Origin of the sequence: Nostoc sp. WHI, from assembly GCF_015714725.1 — a bacterium.
Lineage (GTDB): Bacteria > Cyanobacteriota > Cyanobacteriia > Cyanobacteriales > Nostocaceae > Nostoc.
Genome location: NZ_WBKM01000340.1, coordinates 40,717 through 62,412 on the forward strand (window position 1 = coordinate 40,717; position 21,696 = coordinate 62,412).

Sequence of the window (21,696 nt, forward strand, 5' to 3'; positions counted from 1 at the left end):
GAATCTTTTGAAAGAAAAATATATTAATAGGTTAATCATAATTGATTTATTAATATATTAATTAATGCTGATGTGACATACCTTCCTATATCTCCACTAAAAGCAGATATATAGGAAAATTATGTATAACCAAAACTACTAGAGATTATTTTTAGGGCGCATTAGTCCTGATTAATCTCTATTAAAAAGGCAGAGGTCAGAAGGAATTTATTCTTTTTCTGATTGCCCAAACCGTCTGGTCTACGGTCGGTCTCCAGAGGTTTAAGATAATAGCACCAAATTAAAAATTTGGTTGCTATCGTTTAGGTGAGGTTTAAATCTCCATCTGAACAAAACCTTCTGCCTTCTGTCTTATCCAATTTTCCGAGTTTTTAATGTATGTAAATTCAGTTTGGTTAATTTAGTTAGAAATTATAAACTACCATTCTTGAGACCTTCTAGTCTAACTGATGTACAAGTACATAAAGTTTGAGATCAACCAACGCCTAATTAGGGCAGATACATACTTAAGTGCCTGAAATATTATATCTTTACCATTATTTACGTTTAGATGTTTTTCTTGAATTAATCAATATACATTTGAAACTACATCACGTGTTATGTCTATCTCTTTGGCAGAAATTTGTTTAAATATTCACATTAATAGATGGCTTTTTAAAGCTATCTCAAAGTTTTGATGATGTTTAAATAAAATTACTGATATCCTGAATGATCTCATATTTTTATCTGGATAAATATTAAATATATAAAATTTGTATGAAGAAATTTTATATATTTAAAGATTTCAAAAAGTACTCTTAATCCATCGCTTCATCCTAACTGTCAATTTATATTTTTGTTACACAAACTAACACAAATAAAGTAACAGCCTAAAGTTCAGTGGATAGAAAAGTTTTGCAAAAGCCTTACCAGTCATTCATTTACACCGCTTTTTAAGTAAATACACTACTGGGTAGCACGGTATTGGCCATTGGTGTCAAATTAACGTGAAAGCCAGTATAGAACCAGGTTTTAGAGATTGTCTCATTCCTAGTCAGAGACTGGGAATACCTACAAATACGGTTCGGTTAAGAAAAGAGACGCGATAAATCGCCGTCTCTGCAAGCCGCCTTCCTTGCTCATGGCAGCAGCCCAATGAGGTTTTAAAGGAGTTTTAGCTTAATTGGAATCCCAGAATCATCTACTTTTCGAGCAACCTTGTTGTTGGTGGACTATCCAGCGATCGCAATTATTCACATGAAACCCTTATTCTTTCGTTAATTTAACGAAACAGTGCTAAGTAAAAAAGCAATAACCGCAATCAACATCAAACTGGTTTAGAGCAAGAACATGCGGCATGGAAAATATTAAGATTTGTACCCTTGACTGAAAAATCACAAGTTTGATGTTCGACATCCCCACTTTCCCCTAGACTAAGGGCAGCAACCTTGTTCAAACTGGCTGAGGAAAGTGGACTTTGACTGAGACAAACAATTTAAACTCTACCATCCAGAATGTCTCACGCTGGGAATTGCGAGACTTAGTGCGGACTCAGCTGCAAATGCTGCTAGAAGCAGGGGACTTGCAGGCAGCAAAAGCTATTCTCGTACCTGTGCAGCCTGCGGATATTGCCGAGGCGATTGAGGGTTTACCAGAAGCAATGCACGCTTTGGCTTTTCGCTTGCTTTCTAAGAATGAGGCGATTGAGGTTTATGAATATCTCGATTACAGCGTTCAAGAACGATTAATTGGGGAACTGAAAAGTCAGGAAGTTTGCGATATTGTCGATCAAATGTCGCCCGATGACCGAGCTAGGTTATTTGATGAATTACCAGCAAAGATCGTCAATCGCCTGCTAGAACAACTAAGTCCGGCGGAACGTCAAGCTACAGCCCAATTATTGGGTTATGAAGCTGATACTGCTGGGCGAATCATGACGCTTGAGTTAATTTCGCTGAAAGAAAACTTTACAGTATCTCAAGCCCTAGAGCGAATTCGCAACTTAGCTAATGCTAGTGAGATGATTTATTATCTTTATGTCACTGATGCGGAAAAGCGCTTAACGGGGATTGTATCGTTACGGGAGTTGGTAACATCTCAACCTGAACAAGTTATTGGCGAAAGTATGACCCGTGATGTGGTGTTTGTCCAAACTGATACAGATCAGGAAGAAGTTGCAAGATTAATCCAAAGATATGACTTTCTGGCTGTGCCTGTGGTAGATCGAGAACAGCGTCTAGTAGGTATTGTCACGGTGGATGATGTGATTGATATTCTGCAACAGGAAACCACCGAGGATATCTATGCCTTGGGTGGTGGTGTGCAGTCGGGGGGCGACAACTATTTTCAGATGAATTTATTAGAAATTGCTCGGAAGCGGGTTGTGTGGTTATTGGTTTTACTTATAACCAATACCATTACAGGAACGATTATTAAATCGCAAGAAGATATTTTGACAAAAGTGGTCACACTGACAGCATTTATTCCTTTGTTGACTGGTACGGGTGGTAATGTGGGTGCCCAATCTTCTACAGTGGTGATTCGCGGGATGAACACCGACGAAATCCGATCGCTTGGAGTATTGCAGGTAATCGGGCGGGAAGCGATCGCTGGGGCATTATTGGGAGGTATGTTAGGGACGATCGCTACTGTCTGGGCTTATTTTCTGCAAGGACAATTAGAAGTAGCGATCGCTGTAGGCGTCAGTCTAGTAGCTATTTCTATTTTAGCTTCTATCTCCGGTTCAGCACTGCCGTTTTTATTTCGCTACCTCCGTTTAGATCCGGCACTAATGTCAGCACCATTCATTACCACAGCAGTTGATGTGGTAGGCGTTTTGATTTACTTCAATTTAGCGCGGGTAATTTTAAAGTTATGAAAAGAGTCATTGGTCATTTGTCATTTGTCATTAGTGAATAACAAAGTACAAATGACTAAATTTTACAATTCTGATGCTGTATCTGGAGCAACAATTTCGCCACCACCTAATTGTAATATCAAGTCTTGGTCAGTAATCAATCCGCTAAGTTCCTTCACTTGTAAATTCATTTCTTCACAAGCTTGTCTGAGTTCTTGGGCAAATTTATTGAGGTCTTCACCATAGCCACATTGATAAGCAGCAGTTTCAATTCCTTGCTTGGCATTTGCTCTAGCACAATCTACTAGTTCTGTGCCATGCAGTGGTGTAAGAGATGCCATAGACGTAGTTATTCTTTCTTAAATGTTTGCTGTTGGATAGACTATCAATATTTTAACATTAATTCATCCCTCCAATGGATGACGATGAAGGTAGATTAAAAACTAATCTTGTATGTGGCTAAAGCCACTTATCGGCTTATCCCCATGTCGCATCTTGGGGCTTGCGCCTCGTTTTTCGGTCAACCGTATTCAAGACTTTGCTAATTAAAAATTAAGTAATATAATGCATATTATTACTAATCAAAGATGATCCAGTATACATCCTTAAACAGGTAGGCTTTGCATCGCTGACAGCAGATGTTGATGAACGGATTTTGATGCAGCTATTATCAATCCAGGCAGACTATAGTTTTTACAAGTATGCAGTGGCGGTAAAGTCGAACCGTCCAGAGTAGTTACAATACAGCCAGCCTCTTTCGCAATAAAAGCGAGTGCAGCACCATCGATAAATTTGCCCGATTTTATGACTGCTCCACTCAAGTCGCCACTGAGAATACCATTGAGATTAGGAATTTGAATATCACTGGAGTAGTCAGTTGCGATATCAATTACTTGATATTGGTCTTGTATTAAAGGTGCTATGGAATTCATTCCCCATCCCAACAATACAGAAGGTTTGGCCGATGTTATATGTAATGGGGCGCAGGCTTCTAAGTTCATCTCCAGCGTTCCTTTAAAAGCACCTTCGCCTCGAAGAGCATAAAAATAAACGTTTTGGGCAGGGGAAATGGCGAGTACTGCTTCAAAATCATCCGAATTTAGAATACTGAGAATAATTTGGTAGTTAGAATGTCCATCCATGTAAAATTTAGTACCATCGATTGGGTCAAGGGTGACTAAATAATCACCTTTTGAACCAAGTTCGGTAGCGCGAAAATACTTGGTGTTGTTAGAACTTTCATACTCCTCCCCATAAAAGCGAATCTCTGGGAAAGTACCCAGTAGTACTACCTCCACAAGGTTTTGAATAGCCACATCCGCATCAGTAAGTGCGGCGGCAAAAAAGTTTTTTGCTTGTTCTTTGGCAGGAAGTGCAGCAATTTTTGGTTGCAGAAAACGGGCATAAGCTGCTGCTACTTTGAGATGGGGGAGTAAAGTCTCCAAAATCAGTCGAGCCGTCGGTGCTGTGGACATTGCAGCAAACTCCTTTGAGAAATAATCTACCGTTGATAGGACGATAAAACTTTATATGTAAACACAATTACAGTATCATTTTGATGCAATGATACTACCGTTGCTATATTACTTTAATATCTGTGTCTCAATGAAACGACAGGGACATTGCAGTTTTTATGGAACGAAAAGATGATTGCAATAGTTAAAATGGTAGGAAACTTTTGGTCTGAATTTCCAAAGGTTAATAGAGTAATACCATTTATAAAAATGCCCCTAATTAGCCTGGGGTAACATAATTCGTATTTATTTGGTCAAATAGCCATGCCAAAGCACCATCAACATTAGTAACCTGCTCCCCTGGTGGTATGGCTGGACGATTTACCATCACAACCTTTACCCCAAGTTCTCGTGCCGCAATAATCTTGGGCTTTGTTGCATCGCCACCGCTATTTTTGCTCACAATGGTGTCGATGTTGTGGTGAATAAGGATTTCCTTGTCATTATTGAGAGTAAAAGGCCCGCGATCGCACAATATAATTCCCAGTGGCACTAAAGCACCATCGGTAGGAGGGTCAATCATCCGCATCAGAAACCAAATTTCCTCTAAGTGAGCGAAGGCGGCGAGTTCTTGCCTACCAACAGTCAAAAATACTCGCTGTGCTTGGTTTTGCAAGGTTGTGGCTGCGGCGTCAACGCTGTCAACTTCAATCCAGCGATCGCCACTTACTTTTTCCCAAGGCGGACGAATTAACATCAGACGGGGTACTCCAACTTTGATTGCAGCATCTACTGCATTGCAGGAAATCTGACTAGCAAAAGGATGGGTTGCATCAATCAGCAAGTCGATTTCCATCTGACACAGATAGCTAGCCAATCCAGCCACACCACCAAAGCCCCCAACCCGGATATCGCCCAACGGGACTGATGGTTCACGGGTGCGACCAGCTAGAGACGTGATTGCTTCTACCCCTTCGATAGTCGCTACCCTAGCCGCTAATTCTGCTGCATCTCCCGTCCCACCCAGAATCAAAACGCGGATCATTGAGATAAAGGTAAAGGTGGAATCTTTGCCAAAATGCCCTTTTTTAAAGCTTCTGGACGCTCTGACCAAGGCAATAAACCACTTGGTTTTGCATAGTATTGATTAGCACACTCAAGTACCGCAGATGCACTGCTATCACTAGCTAAATCACCAAATAGATATGTTAATTTACCTTTGGCAGCAAAGGCGACTACGCAGGAACGATTACAAGCACTCATGCATTCAACTTCCTGAATTGGAAATTCATCTCGTAAGTCCCAATCTTGTGCCAGGTGCTGAAGTTGATGTAGTAGTTGTTGACCACCACTTTCACCTAAGGGTTTTCCATCTTGCCAAATGGTTGCACAGGTTTTGCAAACAAATAAAGTATGGTCAGCAACACCAAAACAACTAGTTGTAGGAATATTTGCAGTAGTAGTCATCTGTACCTCGCAGATATGTGGAACTGATAAATTTAGTTCGGCGGGCATCCTGACTCACTCAATTTTGTTAGATTTTGGATTACTTAGTTTGCTAATCTTAAATCTCAAATAAGCTCACAGTTGCGGGACAGTGCCGGATTTGCACCGAACTTTCCCCGTTACCTCTGGTAGCTGACTCCCACCAGAACCGAATAACTTTAACAATCATACACTGCACAAGTGAATGTTGTTGTAGCTTTGAGTGCCAGTGCAATGTTTTTGCTGTTTTGGAATCACGGGAAGAAGGCGATCGCATTAATTCTCAAGTCAAATTATATATCTTGCCTTTATCAAGAAAATCTATGCTATTATTAATAATTGTGTGGTTAAGGACGTATAGCTCAGTTGGTTAGAGCGCTACGTTGACATCGTAGAGGTCACTGGTTCGAATCCAGTTACGTCCATTTGTTGTACAGTGACTAATTATTTGTCGTTAGTGACAGATTAATGTCGTTTGGACTAATTAACTGTCGTCGGGACAAATTGATGTCGTTTAAGTACCAGTGACAGATTAATGTCATTTATTTACAGAGACTATAGCGATAATGTCAACGTAGCGCTCTCTTTCAACCCTCCCTAATAAAAATTATGATAACCCACCCAGTACCTGGAGGGTTGTTGCCACATAATTGACGGACTTACCAGCAATAATCTGCATATACTTTCAACCCACCCAGTACCTGGAGGGTTGTTGCCACGATGCCCTGGTAAATAAGCACCTCCAAAATCCAACTTTCAACCCACCCAGACCTGGAGGGTTGTTGCCACCTGTACATCATGGGTGAAAAGGCGTACAAATGCACTTTCAACCCACCCAGTACCTGGAGGGTTGTTGCCACTGTAATGCCAAAGGAAGATTGCAGGTTCATCACCGCTTTCAACCCACCCAGTACCTGGAGGGTTGTTGCCACATAGTGGAATGCGTAGTTTACTGAATTTGCACCACTTTCAACCCACCCAGTACCTGGAGGGTTGTTGCCACTTTAATGCACATATTGACTGGGCAATAGAGAACAACTTTCAACCCACCCAGTACCTGGAGGGTTGTTGCCACCCACTCAGTTTCAAAATATTGTAGGGCAACTTTTCTAGATTTCCTCAGCGCGTATGTCTCCCAATTTCCTATTTGAGCCTCAGTCACAAGAATCATATCTGGATGGAAAAACGATAAATTCAGACGGGGCAAGGTATCTGGAACTTGCGCGGAACTCTTAGAAATTTTGCCTTGATTTTAGTCCTTCAAATGAAGAATTGGGGAGGGTTCCCCCTTGATCGGGGGTGATTCAGTAGCCACTACAGCAGTACATCCGCGCCCTTATTGCTGGGAGCGCACCTATCCTGTCATAAAGACAGCAGCATCAGGGTGAGCAGCTACTAGGGTCAGAAAGCAAGACTGTATTTCTACAGTCAAACTAACCCTCATTTAACACAATTCAGAGGCTGCAAGCAGCATGAATTGCGGCGCTATTAATATTCTATTATCAAGGTTCAGATATTTGTCAACTTCGCCTAGCTAGCCGATCATGGTAAGTAGAAAGTGCTAATTCTTTTGCTTGTTCATGAGGGCTACCTCTAACAGGTTGTTTTCCCTCTTCAATCACAATTCCTGCCTGGGTAGCTTTACTTTGAATACTCTGTATTAATCTGCCATAGCTCCACTTGTGAACATTAACCCGGTATTGTTTAGCGTATTTTTGCTGACCTTCAACGTAGCCAGGAAATTTTTGTTCGGCTAGGGCTTGAATTTCACTTTGGAGAATCTCTCGCATATCCCCTAGCTTAGGCAAAACGATGCTGCCAGCTTTATAGGTTTGTGCGATCGCAATAATTTCTTTAGCCAATAGTCTGTCTATATACTGCCCTAACTCAGATGTCCCAAATTGATTAGGAGAGAAGCTTTTCTGTGCCTTGTGGCGATCATGGGATAACGATCGCTGTTGTTGTCTCTGGCGATTTAGGAGTTCGTAATTTTCACCTAGTAATTGCCTAATGCTACGGTAAGCTAAGACTTTGTTTGCGATCGCATCTACTACGGCGACAGTTGCAGGTTTTTCTAGTCCCAGGCTGACTCCAACCAAAATGTGTGATTGACCTTGGTAAAGGGGTTGACTAGGACGCTCAAAGCTATTATTCATTCGATTAAGCGTTGATTCTTTACGTTGAATAAAAGCTTTCTGTGTATCCTTTAGGTCACTTTTTTCTTTCATCTTCGTGATGAGTTTGCTAATTTCTTCTGCTTTCTCTTGGCGAACCTGTTCTGTTCCGTCAACAGTCCATAGGCGATTGTCAACACAGCAGTAGAGGTTCAATCGGTTAAGGTTCCAAGGTTCGCCCTTACCCTCTCCTTCTTGCCAAACTAGATGACCATTTCTGAGAGTGAATAAGCCACTAGAATACTGGCTTTTACTTTGGCGTTTAGTTTGTTGATCTTCTAGGAAACGTTGAAACCAGTGAAGTTGGCGATTGTCGCAGTATACCTCAAAGCTAAGATCGCTCAATCCATTGAAGTGAACACACAGCCTACCTTTTTGATTCTTTGACCAAACCATATCCTCGTTCGTTTCAAAAACAAGGGGGAATGGAAGAGAACTTGGTCGAGTTAATAGAATATCCTGCCAGCGCTTGGCTTCGGCGTTATCTTCAGGAAAGGTGGTTGTAGCAGTGAAGAGTGTCTCTAACCATTTACCATTGGTCAAATCTCGACCTTTAGGCATCCGACTTATTAACTTTTCGGTAAGCCTTTGAATTTGGATTTCAACTTGACGACGACGTTTAGCAAATTTTTCTGAATCTTCTTCTTTATCGCTAAGTTTGCAGCCATTTTTCAATAAGTAGCTGATGGCGCTGCGGCTAAGGATGTCTTCTGTCTCTTGGTAAGCTTCAAATAATTTATTGGATAAACTGCGGTCAGAACTAGATGACGAGGATTTTTTAGCCTTCTTGCCCTTTTTTCTTTTGGGTTGAGAGCTATCTGAGTCAGATGTTGACATAGCTTTTGCCAAAATTTCAGAGGCTTTGGTACGAATAGCCTCCATACTAGAACCGCTAGTTTCCACAAGTTCAACATCACTGTTGAGCATTTCTAGCCAGCGCATTTTGCCGTCTAGCTGTTGCTGTAGACGTTTTTGTATAGCCAGCCAAGATTTGTAGATGTAGTCCACAATATGAATCGCCGACATATATAAACGGCTAGGTTGACCTACAAAGCGAGGGTCAGTCTTGAGAGGTTGGCACAGTTGACTAACAACAGTTGTTGGGAGCTTACCTTGTTGTCGCCAATTCTCGAAGTCTGGGTGTTTACCAAGTTGTTCGACTAGTTCATTAATTAAGGGTGTGTTTAAAGTTGCCATCAATTTCCACAGTTTTTGGCGGGCTGATTCACTGGCAATAAAACGGCACTGAATAGTAATCTGACTCATAAAAATAAAATATCATATAAATACACTATGTATTCTTAAAAAATTTAAATTTAAAAAATTGCTTCTGTAGGATGATTTCTATGGAAGAAAAATTCTACACAAGCACAGAAGCTGCTGAAATTACTAATTGTTCCCGTCGTCAATTACAGTATTGGCGAGATAAAGGTGTTGTTATACCAACTGTGAATACCACAGGTAAAGGACGTAATGTTTACTACTGCGTAGCTGACCTGTTGACGCTAACTGTGATGCATTATTTATTGTCTGTTGGCTTAAGCTTTGAAGTTTGCCGGGAAGCTTTGGCTATGTTGCAAGATAAGGAGCCTTGGCTGTTTGAGGAATTTGTGTCTAAAAAAAAGATGAGGCGACTGATGCTGATATCTAACGCCTCTCAGCAAAAGTATTTAACACTAGCAGAATTTGATAAAGAGGCAGCGCTAAAAGCTCTTTGTCAAGGGCAGACTGTAATTCCTTTTTGGAGCGATCGCATTCACGAAGTCTTACACCAAAACCTCAAACGCTTTAGCGAGTAATATTAAGTACTATTACACCGCATAAGAATACTTGGGATTCAGTAACATTATGCTTTACCCAGAATCTGAAAAAGCCTAGACCTCTCTAAAAACTCAACTACAGCAGATCAAGCCTGTTGACATCTAGAAAAATACAACTTGTTAATTGCCTAACAAAAGCCGTAATTTCACATACAGCTTGTAGCCATTTACCGATTATCCTTGATAAAAAATATTGAGGATATATTTTGCTGTGTATATAAATAAGCACTTGAATACAGCCAATTTAGCTGCGGGTTAATGCGGAAGTTATGCCCACATTGACCATTAATCAGCGCCTTGATGCACTGCTACCAAAGCTGCAAGATGCACGCCTGCTGAGTAACCGTGGCATTGGTAACGAAATTGGCTTTTATATTTTTGATTATGACGCTGAATATGAACCACTGGTGCAGCGCTACATTGATCGCCTGAAGCCACAATTGATGAATTCACCAATTCAGCTTATTTTGCTGGAAATTGACCTTTACAAGACTATTCTCGACATCTTGTCAGAACGAGGGGTACTCAAAAAAGCTTTTGAGTTAGAAGCAACTAAAGGAAATGCTGCCCTGGCTAAGACCGTTGCGCCTCTTGTCCGACCTGACCAGGTTATTGCCTACATCCAAAAAAAACTTAGGGGTGATGAACAGCTTGTAATCATGACTGGAGTTGGTGCTAGCTGGCCTCTTTTACGATCGCACAGTATTCTCAACAACTTGCACCCAGTACTTGACAAAATCCCTCTAGTGATGTTTTTCCCTGGTTCTTACGATGGGCACGAACTACGCCTATTCGACACCTTTAAGGATGACAACTACTATCGGGCTTTCCCTCTGATTCCCCACCAACAACACCACCTATGAATATCGCCGAACTCTTCCAAAAGGACATTCACCGTAATATTAATGGCGTTATTAAAGTTGGGCAGAAGGACGACGAGAATATTCGTCAAGAATTAGAAGAGTATGTCGTTACCAACGAACTGGATAGGCACTTTCGGACATTTTTTGAACGCTACACCAATGCCCTAAGCAATCCTACGGATAAAATGGGTGTATGGATTTCTGGATTTTTTGGGTCAGGGAAATCTCACTTTTTGAAGATTCTGTCATACCTATTGGCTAATCATCAACTAGAAACTAGCCGTGCCTTGGATTACTTTGATGAAAAACGTATTCCTGATCCGATGTTGCAAGCCTTGATAGCACAGGCGGCACATAGTTCTTGCGATGTGATTTTATTCAATATTGACTCCAAAGCTGATGCCAATAATAAAAATCATAAAGAAAGCATTACCAAAGTCTTTCAAAAGGTATTTGACGAGCATTTGGGGTACTTTTGGACGGTTCTTCCCATTGCTGACTTTGAACGTCAACTAGATCGCCAAGGTAAATATGCAGCTTTTCAACAAGCTTTCTTGGCAGAGAGTGGCTTGGAATGGAAGGAAAACCGAGATGCTTGGGGTTTTCATCAAGATGCGATCGCTAGTGCATTACAAACTAGCACGGGTATGAGTGCAGAAGCGGCTAACCGCTTACTGGATTTCAGCGAACAAAATTATACTTTGAGTCCAGAAAAGTTTGCTGGCATGGTAAAGCAGTATCTGGATAGTAAAGGGCCGCAACATCGCCTAATTTTTATGGTGGATGAGGTAGGACAGTATATCGGTGAAGACAGCAAACTGATGCTGAACCTACAGACTGTTGTGGAAGATTTGGGTACTTACTGTTTGGGAAAAGCTTGGGTGGTGGTGACATCCCAAGAGGCAATGGATGAGATTACCAAAAACAAGATTAAAGGCGAGGACTTTTCTAAGATTATTGGTCGTTTTTATCGCCCACTGAATTTGTCTTCTGCTAATACCGATGAGGTAATTAAGTTACGCTTGCTGGGCAAAACTGATGCGGCGCGGGCTGGGTTGGAAGCTTTGTATAGCCAGAAGATTGCTATTCTGAGAAACCAAATTGCCTTTACTCAGGACAGCGCCGATATGCCGGGATATGGCAATCCTCAAGACTTCTTTACCGCCTATCCCTTTATTCCCTATCAATTTAATCTTTTACAAAAGGTTTTCACTCAAATTCGCCTCATGGGTTCTGCTGGCAAGCACTTGGCATCAGGAGAGCGATCGCTATTGGATGCATTTCAGGTTGCATCCCAAGCGGTAGCCGGAGAACCTCTTGGTGTGCTGGTTCCGTTTCACACCTTTTACATGGCAGTAGAAGGCTTTTTGGATAGTTCGATCAACCAAGTTATTATTCAGGCAGGTCGGAATCCGCAACTGCATTCTTTTGACATTGACCTATTGAAGACTTTGTTCATGGTCAAGTACCTGAAAGAAATTCGGGCTAACTTGGATAACTTAACTACTCTTAGTCTAAGTAATATTGACCAGGATAAACTAGCTTTGCGGCAGCAGGTAGAAGCAGCTTTGGGGCGGTTGGAACGTCAAACTCTTATCCAGCGTAATGGCGATGAATATATTTTCTTAACCCATGAGGAGCAAGATATTGGCAGAGAAATCAAAAATACTCAAGTTGATTCAATCAAAGTTCTCAAAGAATTACAACAGCTTATCTGGGATTCAATTTTTACTGACAAAGAACTACGATACAGCCAGCGTCATAAGTATCCATTTAACCGCAAGCTGGATGAACAAACTTTTGGGCAGCAAACTAACGACCTAACCCTGCATATTGTTACCCCATACGCCGAAAGTTACGCTGCTATGCAGGATGATGCTTTCTGCATTGGTACTACGGGATCTCGTTATGAAGTCTTGGTGCGATTGCCTGATAACCAGCGTCTACTGGATGATCTCAATATTCTAATCAAAACAGACGAGTACTTGCGTCTGAAAAATAGCAGCAACCTCAGCCCTAGTATCCAGAGAATTTTAATTGCACGGGGAGACGAGAATAGCAAACGCCGTCAGGAATTGAAAGTTATCCTAGAGGATTTGATTGCTCGTGCTGATGTATTTGCCTGTGGTAGCAAGTTAGAAATTCGCAGTCGAGACACTAAAAGCTTGCTGAATGAAGGTTTGAGCTATTTGGTAGGTAATGTGTATCAAAAGCTCGGTTACGTGGCTAGTGGTTTTGAAAACGAAGATCAGGTAAGCAATGCCCTAACTCGTGAGAGTCAAGAACAAGATATTAACGGACAGCCTGTTAATGTGGCTGCTCATAGTGAAATGCGAGCTTGGTTAATGGAAGAAACCCGCCTTCGCCGCCTTGTCAGCATTAAAGCATTGGTAGATAAGTTTGCAGTTCGTCCCTATGGTTGGTCGGAATTCGACACTTTGGGGGTGATGGCAGAACTTGCTAACAAGGGTTCAATAGAACTGCGACACGCTCAAGGCAACGTTAATCTGCATGATAAAGGATTAGTGATGCAGTTGCGATCGCGCAAAGAAATAGATAAATATACCGTCCGCCTTACCGATGAAATTAACCCAGCAAACTTGAAGATTGCCAAAGATATGGCCAGCGACTTACTCAATGGCAATATGTCTAGCGATCCACAGTTGCTATTTGAACAATACAAAAATGCCCTAACAAAACGCTCTCAAGAACTAGAAAGTTGGTTAATCCAAGCAGAAGGTGGGCTTCCCTTTGCTGAATTACTACGTACTAACTTAGATTTGCTGACTGAATTGTTAAGCAAGGACAGTGCGGCTAAGTTTTTCGACACATTTCGTCAACGACGGGATGATATAGAAGAATTTATCGAAGATGTGCAAAAGCTGCAATCCTTCTTTAGCACACAAATTAAGCTGTTCCAGCAAGCTCGTAATGACCTGAAAACCCTAGAACCAGAACTACGCCATATTAGTGACCCAGATTTGCTTAAGCGGGTGGATTTAGTTAAGCAAATTTTGGCGATGTCTGACCCCACTGCCAAGATTCCAGAATTAGCAATGTTACTCCTACCTATCAAAGATAAGGTGCAGGAGGCGCTAAAAACTCAAATCTATCAGGTGGAGAGTAAAAGCAAGGCAATGCGGGAGAAATTAGCTGAGTATGTGACTTCCGCTCACGAAGACATTTCTGCACAGCTAGACCTCAGCAATATCACCCAAGACATCGATAAAGTTGTCACCTCAGTTAACCAAGTAACAAGTATCGATTCTGCGATCGCACGTCAAAGTGAACTAGAAAGCATCCTCCCACAATTGCTGCAAAAAGTAGATCAGCAAGCCAATGAAATCATTCAGCGTCAGTCAAACAATGGCAGTAACGGCAAAGCTACTTGTGTCAAACCCATCGTATCGGTGCAGGTAGCGAGAGTTGCGCCTAAACCCCTACTGGAAACACTCCAAGATGTGGATGTTTATCTAGAGGCGTTGCGGAAAACCCTATTGGATGAGATTCAACAAAATAATCGCGTTCGTCTTGAGTAATATTACTTATTTCTACCAATCATTTTCCTACCTTTATTGCATCACCCTATTCCCTCATCAGCTTATGAACCGCACTGCTATCAAAAACTTTGCTATTTGGGCGCGTCGTTACCTACGAGAACAAGTTAAAGCCCGTGCTGCTCAATTTGGCATAACTCACAAAAGTATTACAGAACCTCAGACAGTTGCAGGTGGACTGCTGGTAGCGGGTCAAACGCTAAATACCACGGAAGCAAACCAATATCATCAACTGCAAAATCGCTTGCAAGATTTAACCCTAAGTTCCAGCCAACCCCAGGCGGTAGATGCGCTGATAGATGAAATTGCCTACACCTGGTTTAACCGTTTGGCGGCGTTGCGGTTTATGGAGGTGAATAGATATATCGGGCGGGTGTTGAGTAGTAGCGACTCCAATTTGGTAGACCCTGATTTGTTACGGGATGCTAGTTCTATTGCCGAAATGGGGGATTTACCTGGACTTGACTTGGATACTCTCAATGAGTGGCGCAGTTTTGCCAATCACGATCCCAATCCCGATGAGTTTCTTTACCGCCGTCTGCTGTTAGCTCAGTGTAAAGCTTTGGCAGAGGGAATTCCGGCACTGTTTGACCCTCGCCAGAACTACCAAGCGCTGTTTTTGCCTGGAAATTTATTAAATCAGGATTCAATTGTACGGCGGCTGGTAAAGGAGATTCCAGAGGAGGACTGGCAGAATATTGAAGTAGTGGGTTGGCTGTATCAGTTCTACATTTCGGAACGCAAGGATGAGGTAATTGGGGCAAAGTCGAAGGTTGCGGCCGCAGATATTCCAGCAGCGACTCAATTGTTTACCCCCCACTGGATTGTTCGGTATATGGTGGAGAACAGTTTAGGGCGGTTGTGGTTAGAGGCGCACCCGGAATCACGCTTGCGTGAATATATGCCTTACTATTTGGAAAATCCTAACGATAATGGTGAGGGAGAAAAACCGCAAGCTTTAACGCCTCAAGAGTTGACAGTGATAGACCCTGCTTGTGGTAGTGGCCATATTTTGGTGTATGCGTTTGATTTGCTGTTTGAAATCTACAAAGAGCAAGGTTACTTAGAGCGCGATATTCCGGCGCTGATTTTGACGCACAATTTATATGGTTTAGATATTGATGAACGTGCTGCACAGTTGACAAGTTTTGCGGTATTGATGAAGGCAAGGGCGAAGAATTCGCGGATTTTGCGGAAATCTCTGGCTTTGAATATTATTGCGGTGCGTCCTACCCATAGTCAGACTTTACCACCTGCTACAGAATTGAATGCTGAAGATTGGCAACCGTTAATTGAGGCTTTTAAGGATGCAGATAATTTAGGAAGTTTAATTACTACGCCAGCTTTTGATGGTGAGAAGTTGAAATGGCAATTAAATAACTTAGAGGCAAGTGATTCACTATTTCGAGAGTGTATTCCGGCTTTACAAGCGTTATTGTTACAGGCAGAGTTGTTGATGAATAGGTATTGGGTTGTGGTTGCAAATCCGCCTTATATGGGAAGTAAAAGTTTAAATGATGTTTTAAGAAGTTTTGCCAATAAAAATTATCCTGATTCTAAATCAGACGCTTTCTCTATATTTATTGAGCGTTTTTTAAATATGAGTTTACAAAACGGGTTCATCGGCTTAATGACACCATTTACTTGGATGTTTTTAAGTTCTTATGAGAAATTACGTAGACGTATATTAAGTGAAAATACAATAACTAGCCTTATTAGACCGGAATATCATGCGTTTTTTGATTCAGCCTTTGTACCAATATGCGCTTTTACTCTATTGAATAAAGCTTTACCTGAATATCAAGGGACTTTTATTGACCTTAATAAATTTTATGGGGCTGATTTGCAACCAGTTAAGGTTTTAGAAGCAATTAAAAATCCTGATTGTGGATATCTTTATTATGCAAAGGCGGCTGATTTTGCAAAGATTCCGGGAAGTACAATTGCTTACTGGGCTAGCCAAAAAATTATTAAACTATTTGAAAATTGCTCTCCTTTGTATCAAACTGCAACACCAAGAGCAGGAATGATTACAGGTAATAATGATAGATTTATTCGATTATGGTACGAGGTAAGTTTTTTCAAACTTGGTATAGGTTTTGAAAGTAAGGCAATAGCTCAAGAAAGTAAATTTCAATGGTTTCCATATCAAAAAGGTGGTGAATTTAGGAAATGGTTCGGCAATGTTGAATATATCGTTAATTGGTACGATGATGGCAAAGAAATTAAAACAACAAAAGACAGGAACGGAAAAGTTCCAGCACATGCTTTTAATGATAATTATATTTTTAAACCTAATGTAAATTGGACAGGAGTAACATCTAGCAGTTTTTCTACAAGAATTACTCAAAAAGGAATGTTATTTGATGCTGGAGGTTCGGCAGTTTTTCCTGAAAAAGAATTTATCGCTATACTGGGTGGATTTCTCAATTCTCATATAGCCAATCATTTGTTAAGTCTAATTAACCCTAGCCTTAATTTCCAAGCATGGAACATTGGTAATTTACCATTAATCAAAATAAATGATAATACAAAAAAAATAATCAACTCTATTGTTAGCCAGTTATTTCAACAATCTCGCCAAGACTGGGACGACTTTGAAACATCCTGGGACTTCCAAACCCACCCCTTATTACGCCACAATACCAAACACATCTCCGAAGCCTTCACCATTTGGCAAAGCAAATCAGAAACCGCCTTCCGCGAACTCCAACGCCTAGAAGAAGAAAACAACCGCTACTGGATAGAAGCATACGGCTTACAAGACGAACTCACCCCAGAAGTACCCGACGACCAAATCACCATTCGCCGCGCTGACTTAAACAAAGATATCCGTTCCCTCATCTCCTACGCTGTCGGCTGTATCATGGGGCGCTACTCCCTCGACAAACCCGGACTCATCCACGCCGGACAACCATTTGACTCCACCCTACACCAAACCTTAAGCGCCAGCAGTGATGCAATTATTCCCATCACAGACCAAGCATACTTTGATAACGACATAGTTACTCGCTTCATAGAATTTCTGCGCGTCGCTTACAGCCCCGAAACCCTTACCGAAAACCTCAACTTCATCGCCAACGCCCTCACCCTCAAAAACGGCGAAAGCGCCCAAGAACGCATCCGCCGCTACTTTCTGCAAGAATTCATTTCTGACCACATTCAAACTTATAAAAAACGCCCCATTTACTGGCTGTTTACCAGTGGAAAAAAACGAGCTTTTGGCGCATTACTATATTTACACCGTTACAGCGAAGATGCTCTTGCTCGTATCCGCACCGATTATGTTTTGGAATTGCAAGTCAAACTAGATGGGGAAATTGCCAGGGCGCAACAACAGCTAGATAATACCACTTCTAGTGCTGCTAAAAAAGCTACCACAAACCGCCTGAAAGAACTGCAAGCCCAACAGCTAGAACTGCGAGATTACCAAGCCAAGCTGCAAACCCAAGCCGATGCGCGAATTAATCTTGACCTTGACGATGGTGTAGCGTACAACTACACGCGTTTCAAAGGTTTAGTTTATGAAGGTGCAGATTTGAAAATAGCCGACCTAGAGAAAGCCGCTCAATGGAAATTAGAGCTATTGAAACAGGCTGAATAAAAGCCAATACATTTTTTTAACAACTATGTAGGATTGGCAGAGAGTACTTACCATATATGAGTCTGGTTACATACCTGTAATGCCGTAGGCGTTAGCTTGCCGCAGATTACTAAGTGAGAGCATTTATAAAATAAATGCTCTCACTGACTACAGAAATTCATTAGGTATTAAGCTTTTTATTTAGTCTATTGTTTCAACCCTTTTTGCACGTGCTTTAGTATCATTCTCCATTTCAAAACAGACCTTTGTTTTAGGAATTAACTTTGCTATATCTCCTTTATAAGCCCGATTGTCAAAATATACATTTTCATATTGAAATCCGCGTCTGATAAAAGCATACCACCAATCATTAGTAGGTATAATTTTCAAAATAGTTCCTTCATACATTGTTATGACATCTTTTTCTTTTGTTTGAAATGTATTGTGAATAAAATGCTTGTGTGCTTGTTGAATAAGCAAATCAGTAAATTCTTTATTACCTCTAACATTAATCAGACTTTTACTTTCTCCCCATAGGCTTTGTGTTGCATCAAAAACTTGTAAAACTTTATGCATTTGGTTTTCAAATTGCGGTTCTCTTAAATTACTTAATATTTTATCGCAATAGTTTTCTAAGCCTTTTGATTTTGTGAGTTTCTGTGGGAAAATGCCTATACTATACTTAAATAGTAAATAAAGGTGAGCTTTATATGTCCTATATTTCTTATCAATTTTCTCTTCTCTGAAATATTTTTCAAACATATACCAAGTCAAAGCACCAAGATAGTAAGGATAGGGATAATGATCCTCTCTAAAAATTTTTCTTTTTTCTTTATCCCCAGCATATTCTTCTAATAACTTTGCTTCATGTTTATGTGAGTCATGAGGAGCTTCAAGAAACATAGCTACAAATGTCTGAGTTAAAATTCTCAAATTTACTATTTGTGTTTTCTTGATAAGTGAATCATTGTTATATTGTTTTGCACGTCTCTCATAATAAATCTTTATATCATTTTCAAAAGCAATAAAGAATGGCTCTAAGGTTTGTTGATGAAAGGGAAGTGTTGTTTCAAAAGCCTCTTCTAAAACTTGATTTTGCTTATTTGTACCTCTAACTATTTGATTTGATATGTTGAGATTTTCTGTAGAAATTAGCCTGACTATAAGTTGTACTCGGTTAATATTAGGATTTTCTTTTAGATTGAAAAGCGAATGGCTAGTTTGACAACCATTAACAATCTGAGGATTTTCTATTTTAACTAACTTATCCTTAACTTGTTCAAAGTCATTACAAACTATTGTGATACCGTTATTGCAAAGCAAAAACATCTCAGGACTATCTATAATAGTTTGTTCAATTTCACTATTGACCGTGCCTTTTTCACCTAAGTAATCACGAACATTATCATTAAATAAAGAACGGCGTAATGCACCATCTTCTTTTGTTAAAATTTTCAATAATTCTATAGCGTTACAAGTAAAGGCATAAGCTTTTTTAACATCAGCTTGAGAATCAACTATCAGTGGAAAAATATCGTTAATATTAAGCTGAACTTCAAACTTATTTTCTAATTCCCTACAAAACTTAATTAATTGTTTTGCACCTACTGATTTAATCTCTATATTATCAAAAGAATATTCGTTTTCTGTAAGTTCATCTTTTAATAATTTTTGATTACCTACAAAATGTTCATTAGTCTGTTCTGTCCCAGTGGTAACATAATAAAGAGAGAGACTAGGGTTTTTATCCCATTTTGAAATTACCTTTTCGTCTGAATAAATGAAATCTTTAATCTTTCTTAATTCTTTTATTTTACTGTTTTCCGGTAAATAACTTTCTGATGAAAAGAAGTTTTTAACACCAGCACCAAAACAATTAAATTCTGCCGTATCAAACTTTTGACGCATTTTAGATTGAATAAAAACAAATTCAATATTGATTTTTTTGTTGTTTTGATAAATTTCTCGTATTTCGTCAATATTGCGTATTAATCTGTCATTAACTTTGATTCCAATCCCATCGAGACCAGTATCGTTACCACCGCCAATACCTACAAAATCTAACAATTCTGCATCTGCTGTGAAAATATCTGGGTAGTCTAAACTGAACAAAACATAATTCACGAATTTTTCAAAAGCATTTGCCTCTTTATCTCTGTTTTCTTCAGAGGATGCAGTTGTAGTATCTATTTCAAATGATTTCTTAAAGTTATTGAAATGGCTTTTCAGAATAATGTCCATAACTTGCTCCGAAATATACACTTAATTTAGTGTAGTGAACTATACTGTAAAATGTCCAGTGTAATATTCACTAATTTATGGCATACTTCGCTATCAAGCCAAAAATGCTTAATCATCAAGTATTAAACATAATTTTTCGTGTTGAACTATAACTAAAGCAACAAAAATACTGAGAAATAAGAGTATGAAGCTAAACTAGAATAGATTTTTTGCTAAGTAAAATAATTACTAAGCATTACTTTGACTTAGGTGGTATTATTTAATTAGGGCAAAAAAATCGTAAATTTTCTCTGCAAATCCCCAGACTAACGGAATTTCGGAATTAATGAACACCGCTCGTATCCAAAACACCCTACAAACCCTGTTTCAAGATTCTGCCCGTTGGTTACACCCAGGACGGCGGATTGTGTTTTGGTACGACCCTGACCAACAATTTGCCAGCAGCTTCAATGAACTCCAACTCCAAGGCGTAGAAAAACTCCAACTTGCTGATACTGCCTTTACCGTCAAATATCACCTGCTGGTCGAGCAACCCAATCAAGCTTTTCTACTATACGCCCCCTTTCCCGAACCTGCGCCCCAAGAAAACTGGCTTCTAGACATCCAAAAAAGCGGTTTAACCTTCTCTGCTGACCCCGCCGCCCTCATCTATGCAGATTTAGGATTGCGATCGCGCCGCCTGGAAATTGTCATCCGGGAATATGATAAATTCTTTAAAAGCCGCAAACGGACAGAAGCCCTGCAAGCAATGGGTATTTCCCCCGATAGCGACGAACGGGGATTACTCCTGGCTATGCTTTCCGTCCTCGCAGGCTTAAAAGTACCCGATGCAGGGACACTGATTCGGCGGGTGCTGCTGGGAGGGTTATTAGAGTCTGATAACACCCTCTGGTCTGATATTGAGCGTTTTATCTCCCCTGAAGCCTTCTGGGAGGTAGTCCAAGAACACACGGACTTTCCTAAGCAAAACCCCAGTTTAAACAAGTTATTCGTGCAGTTGCTAATCACCCATTTTGCTAAATCTCTGCACGGTACCATCCCGCCCCAGGTAGCCAACCAAGTCATCACTCCTGGACAACGGGCTTATGCCTTTATCGACCAGTGGATGCGCGACCAGCAGGATTCTCTAGGCTGGAAGATCCTTAGCAGTGAGGTAGCAGAACAATTACATATATTTGATGCTATAGAGAATTTAGAGCCGGAAGTTTTATTTGAAGCAGCGAGTTTCGAGGTAGTGGATAAGGTATTAATCCGCACCTGCGTTAAAACACTGCAAATGCAAATGGGGCAACAAATAACGGAATTGATACCCTGGCGAACTTGGTTACAGGCACGTCATACCCTGATTTGGTTTCCCCAGTATGAGAAGATTTATCAAGCATTAGAAGCTGCGATCGCTCTGTTGGAATTTAAGCAGCAGTATCCAGAAGGATTCCGCCAGCCAGCCCCACTTCTCTTCAAAGCCTACGCCAGCGATTTACACTCTTTTGACAAAGCTTACCGCCACTTTATCGTCAAGAGCGATGATGCCCAAGGGGATATCCTCAAGGGTTTAATTGACGATGTGGAAAATCTATATACCCAATGGTTCCTAGATGGTCTAGGAGAAGCTTGGTCTGATGCCCTTGGCGAAGAAGGCAAGGGGGCAAAGGGGCAAGGAGAAAAGGGGGAAATCCTCCCCCC

General features: G+C 40.6%; 14 protein-coding genes, 1 tRNA gene and 1 riboswitch. Of the genes, 7 read left to right on the forward strand and 8 right to left on the reverse strand.

Features of this window, described 5'->3' with window-relative positions:
* Positions 1-1,456 precede the first annotated feature (1,456 nt).
* Positions 1,457-2,857: a magnesium transporter gene (gene mgtE / locus F8S12_RS34825; RefSeq protein WP_196520815.1), complete on the forward strand. Its 1,401-nt coding sequence runs from the start codon at positions 1,457-1,459 to the stop codon at positions 2,855-2,857.
* A gap of 62 nt (positions 2,858-2,919) precedes the next feature.
* Here mgtE and F8S12_RS34830 read toward each other — a convergent pair whose 3' ends face one another.
* From F8S12_RS34830 to F8S12_RS34845, 4 genes are all read right to left on the reverse strand, one after another.
* Positions 2,920-3,177, reverse strand: coding sequence for a hypothetical protein (locus F8S12_RS34830; RefSeq protein WP_196520816.1), 258 nt, complete (start codon positions 3,175-3,177; stop codon positions 2,920-2,922).
* Between the two features lie 264 nt (positions 3,178-3,441).
* Positions 3,442-4,311 carry an inositol monophosphatase family protein gene (locus tag F8S12_RS34835; RefSeq protein WP_196520817.1) on the reverse strand — a complete coding sequence of 290 codons (870 nt, stop codon included), beginning with the start codon at positions 4,309-4,311 and terminating at the stop codon, positions 3,442-3,444.
* Positions 4,312-4,570: 259 nt separating this feature from the next.
* The gene (locus F8S12_RS34840) at positions 4,571-5,335 is read right to left on the reverse strand and encodes a cobalt-precorrin-6A reductase (protein WP_196520818.1); all 765 of its coding nucleotides are present in this window, start codon (positions 5,333-5,335) and stop codon (positions 4,571-4,573) included.
* Positions 5,332-5,757, reverse strand: a complete 426-nt coding sequence (locus tag F8S12_RS34845) for a DUF1636 family protein (RefSeq protein ID WP_196520828.1) — start codon at positions 5,755-5,757, stop codon at positions 5,332-5,334. The genes F8S12_RS34840 and F8S12_RS34845 overlap by 4 nt, the downstream gene beginning before the upstream one ends.
* A 22-nt stretch (positions 5,758-5,779) precedes the next feature.
* Positions 5,780-5,964: riboswitch (cobalamin riboswitch) on the reverse strand.
* Between the two features lie 162 nt (positions 5,965-6,126).
* Between F8S12_RS34845 and F8S12_RS34850 the strand changes: the two genes are divergently transcribed.
* Positions 6,127-6,200 (forward strand) — tRNA-Val (locus F8S12_RS34850).
* A 234-nt stretch (positions 6,201-6,434) separates the two neighbouring features.
* On the opposite strand, the gene F8S12_RS42545 is transcribed toward F8S12_RS34850, so the two are convergent.
* The 3 genes from F8S12_RS42545 to cas12k form a co-directional block, all read right to left on the reverse strand.
* Positions 6,435-6,707: a hypothetical protein gene (locus tag F8S12_RS42545; protein ID WP_442946847.1), complete on the reverse strand. Its 273-nt coding sequence runs from the start codon at positions 6,705-6,707 to the stop codon at positions 6,435-6,437.
* A 17-nt stretch (positions 6,708-6,724) separates the two neighbouring features.
* On the reverse strand, positions 6,725-6,946 hold the full coding sequence (locus tag F8S12_RS42550) for a hypothetical protein (protein ID WP_442946848.1): 222 nt from the start codon (positions 6,944-6,946) through the stop codon (positions 6,725-6,727).
* A 349-nt stretch (positions 6,947-7,295) separates the two neighbouring features.
* Entirely contained in the window at positions 7,296-9,215 is a 1,920-nt protein-coding gene (gene cas12k, locus F8S12_RS34855; protein ID WP_196520819.1) for a type V CRISPR-associated protein Cas12k, read from the reverse strand.
* A gap of 80 nt (positions 9,216-9,295) precedes the next feature.
* Between cas12k and F8S12_RS34860 the strand changes: the two genes are divergently transcribed.
* The 4 genes from F8S12_RS34860 (at position 9,296) to pglX (ending at position 17,793) form a co-directional block, all read left to right on the forward strand.
* On the forward strand, positions 9,296-9,748 hold the full coding sequence (locus tag F8S12_RS34860; protein WP_196520820.1) for a MerR family transcriptional regulator: 453 nt from the start codon (positions 9,296-9,298) through the stop codon (positions 9,746-9,748).
* A 290-nt stretch (positions 9,749-10,038) separates the two neighbouring features.
* Positions 10,039-10,632, forward strand: coding sequence for a DUF1788 domain-containing protein (locus F8S12_RS34865; RefSeq protein ID WP_196520821.1), 594 nt, complete (start codon positions 10,039-10,041; stop codon positions 10,630-10,632).
* The gene (gene brxC / locus F8S12_RS34870) at positions 10,629-14,171 is read left to right on the forward strand and encodes a BREX system P-loop protein BrxC (protein ID WP_196520822.1); all 3,543 of its coding nucleotides are present in this window, start codon (positions 10,629-10,631) and stop codon (positions 14,169-14,171) included. The genes F8S12_RS34865 and brxC overlap by 4 nt, the downstream gene beginning before the upstream one ends.
* A gap of 64 nt (positions 14,172-14,235) precedes the next feature.
* Complete coding sequence (gene pglX / locus F8S12_RS34875) at positions 14,236-17,793, forward strand: BREX-1 system adenine-specific DNA-methyltransferase PglX (protein ID WP_196520823.1); 3,558 nt, start codon at positions 14,236-14,238, stop codon at positions 17,791-17,793.
* A 180-nt stretch (positions 17,794-17,973) separates the two neighbouring features.
* Here the strand turns inward: pglX and F8S12_RS34880 are convergent, their stop codons facing one another.
* Positions 17,974-20,013 (reverse strand): AIPR family protein, encoded by a 2,040-nt coding sequence (locus F8S12_RS34880; protein WP_196520824.1) that lies wholly within the window; start codon positions 20,011-20,013, stop codon positions 17,974-17,976.
* Between the two features lie 325 nt (positions 20,014-20,338).
* Between F8S12_RS34880 and pglZ the strand changes: the two genes are divergently transcribed.
* Positions 20,339-21,696 (forward strand): BREX-1 system phosphatase PglZ type A (gene pglZ / locus F8S12_RS34885; RefSeq protein ID WP_196520825.1); only part of this gene is annotated, 1,358 nt, incomplete at its 3' end.

Excerpts from the sequence above, each read along its gene's own strand:
- F8S12_RS34835 (WP_196520817.1), bottom strand. The coding sequence starts at position 4,311 with ATGTCCACAGCACCGACGGCTCGACTGATTTTGGAGACTTTACTCCCC.
- F8S12_RS42550 (WP_442946848.1), bottom strand. The coding sequence starts at position 6,946 with ATGATTCTTGTGACTGAGGCTCAAATAGGAAATTGGGAGACATACGCG.
- pglX (WP_196520823.1), top strand. The coding sequence starts at position 14,236 with ATGAACCGCACTGCTATCAAAAACTTTGCTATTTGGGCGCGTCGTTAC.
- F8S12_RS34845 (WP_196520828.1), bottom strand. The coding sequence starts at position 5,757 with ATGACTACTACTGCAAATATTCCTACAACTAGTTGTTTTGGTGTTGCT.
- F8S12_RS34840 (WP_196520818.1), bottom strand. The coding sequence starts at position 5,335 with ATGATCCGCGTTTTGATTCTGGGTGGGACGGGAGATGCAGCAGAATTA.
- F8S12_RS34830 (WP_196520816.1), bottom strand. The coding sequence starts at position 3,177 with ATGGCATCTCTTACACCACTGCATGGCACAGAACTAGTAGATTGTGCT.
- F8S12_RS34865 (WP_196520821.1), top strand. The coding sequence starts at position 10,039 with ATGCCCACATTGACCATTAATCAGCGCCTTGATGCACTGCTACCAAAG.
- brxC (WP_196520822.1), top strand. The coding sequence starts at position 10,629 with ATGAATATCGCCGAACTCTTCCAAAAGGACATTCACCGTAATATTAAT.
- F8S12_RS34880 (WP_196520824.1), bottom strand. The coding sequence starts at position 20,013 with ATGGACATTATTCTGAAAAGCCATTTCAATAACTTTAAGAAATCATTT.
- cas12k (WP_196520819.1), bottom strand. The coding sequence starts at position 9,215 with ATGAGTCAGATTACTATTCAGTGCCGTTTTATTGCCAGTGAATCAGCC.
- F8S12_RS34860 (WP_196520820.1), top strand. The coding sequence starts at position 9,296 with ATGGAAGAAAAATTCTACACAAGCACAGAAGCTGCTGAAATTACTAAT.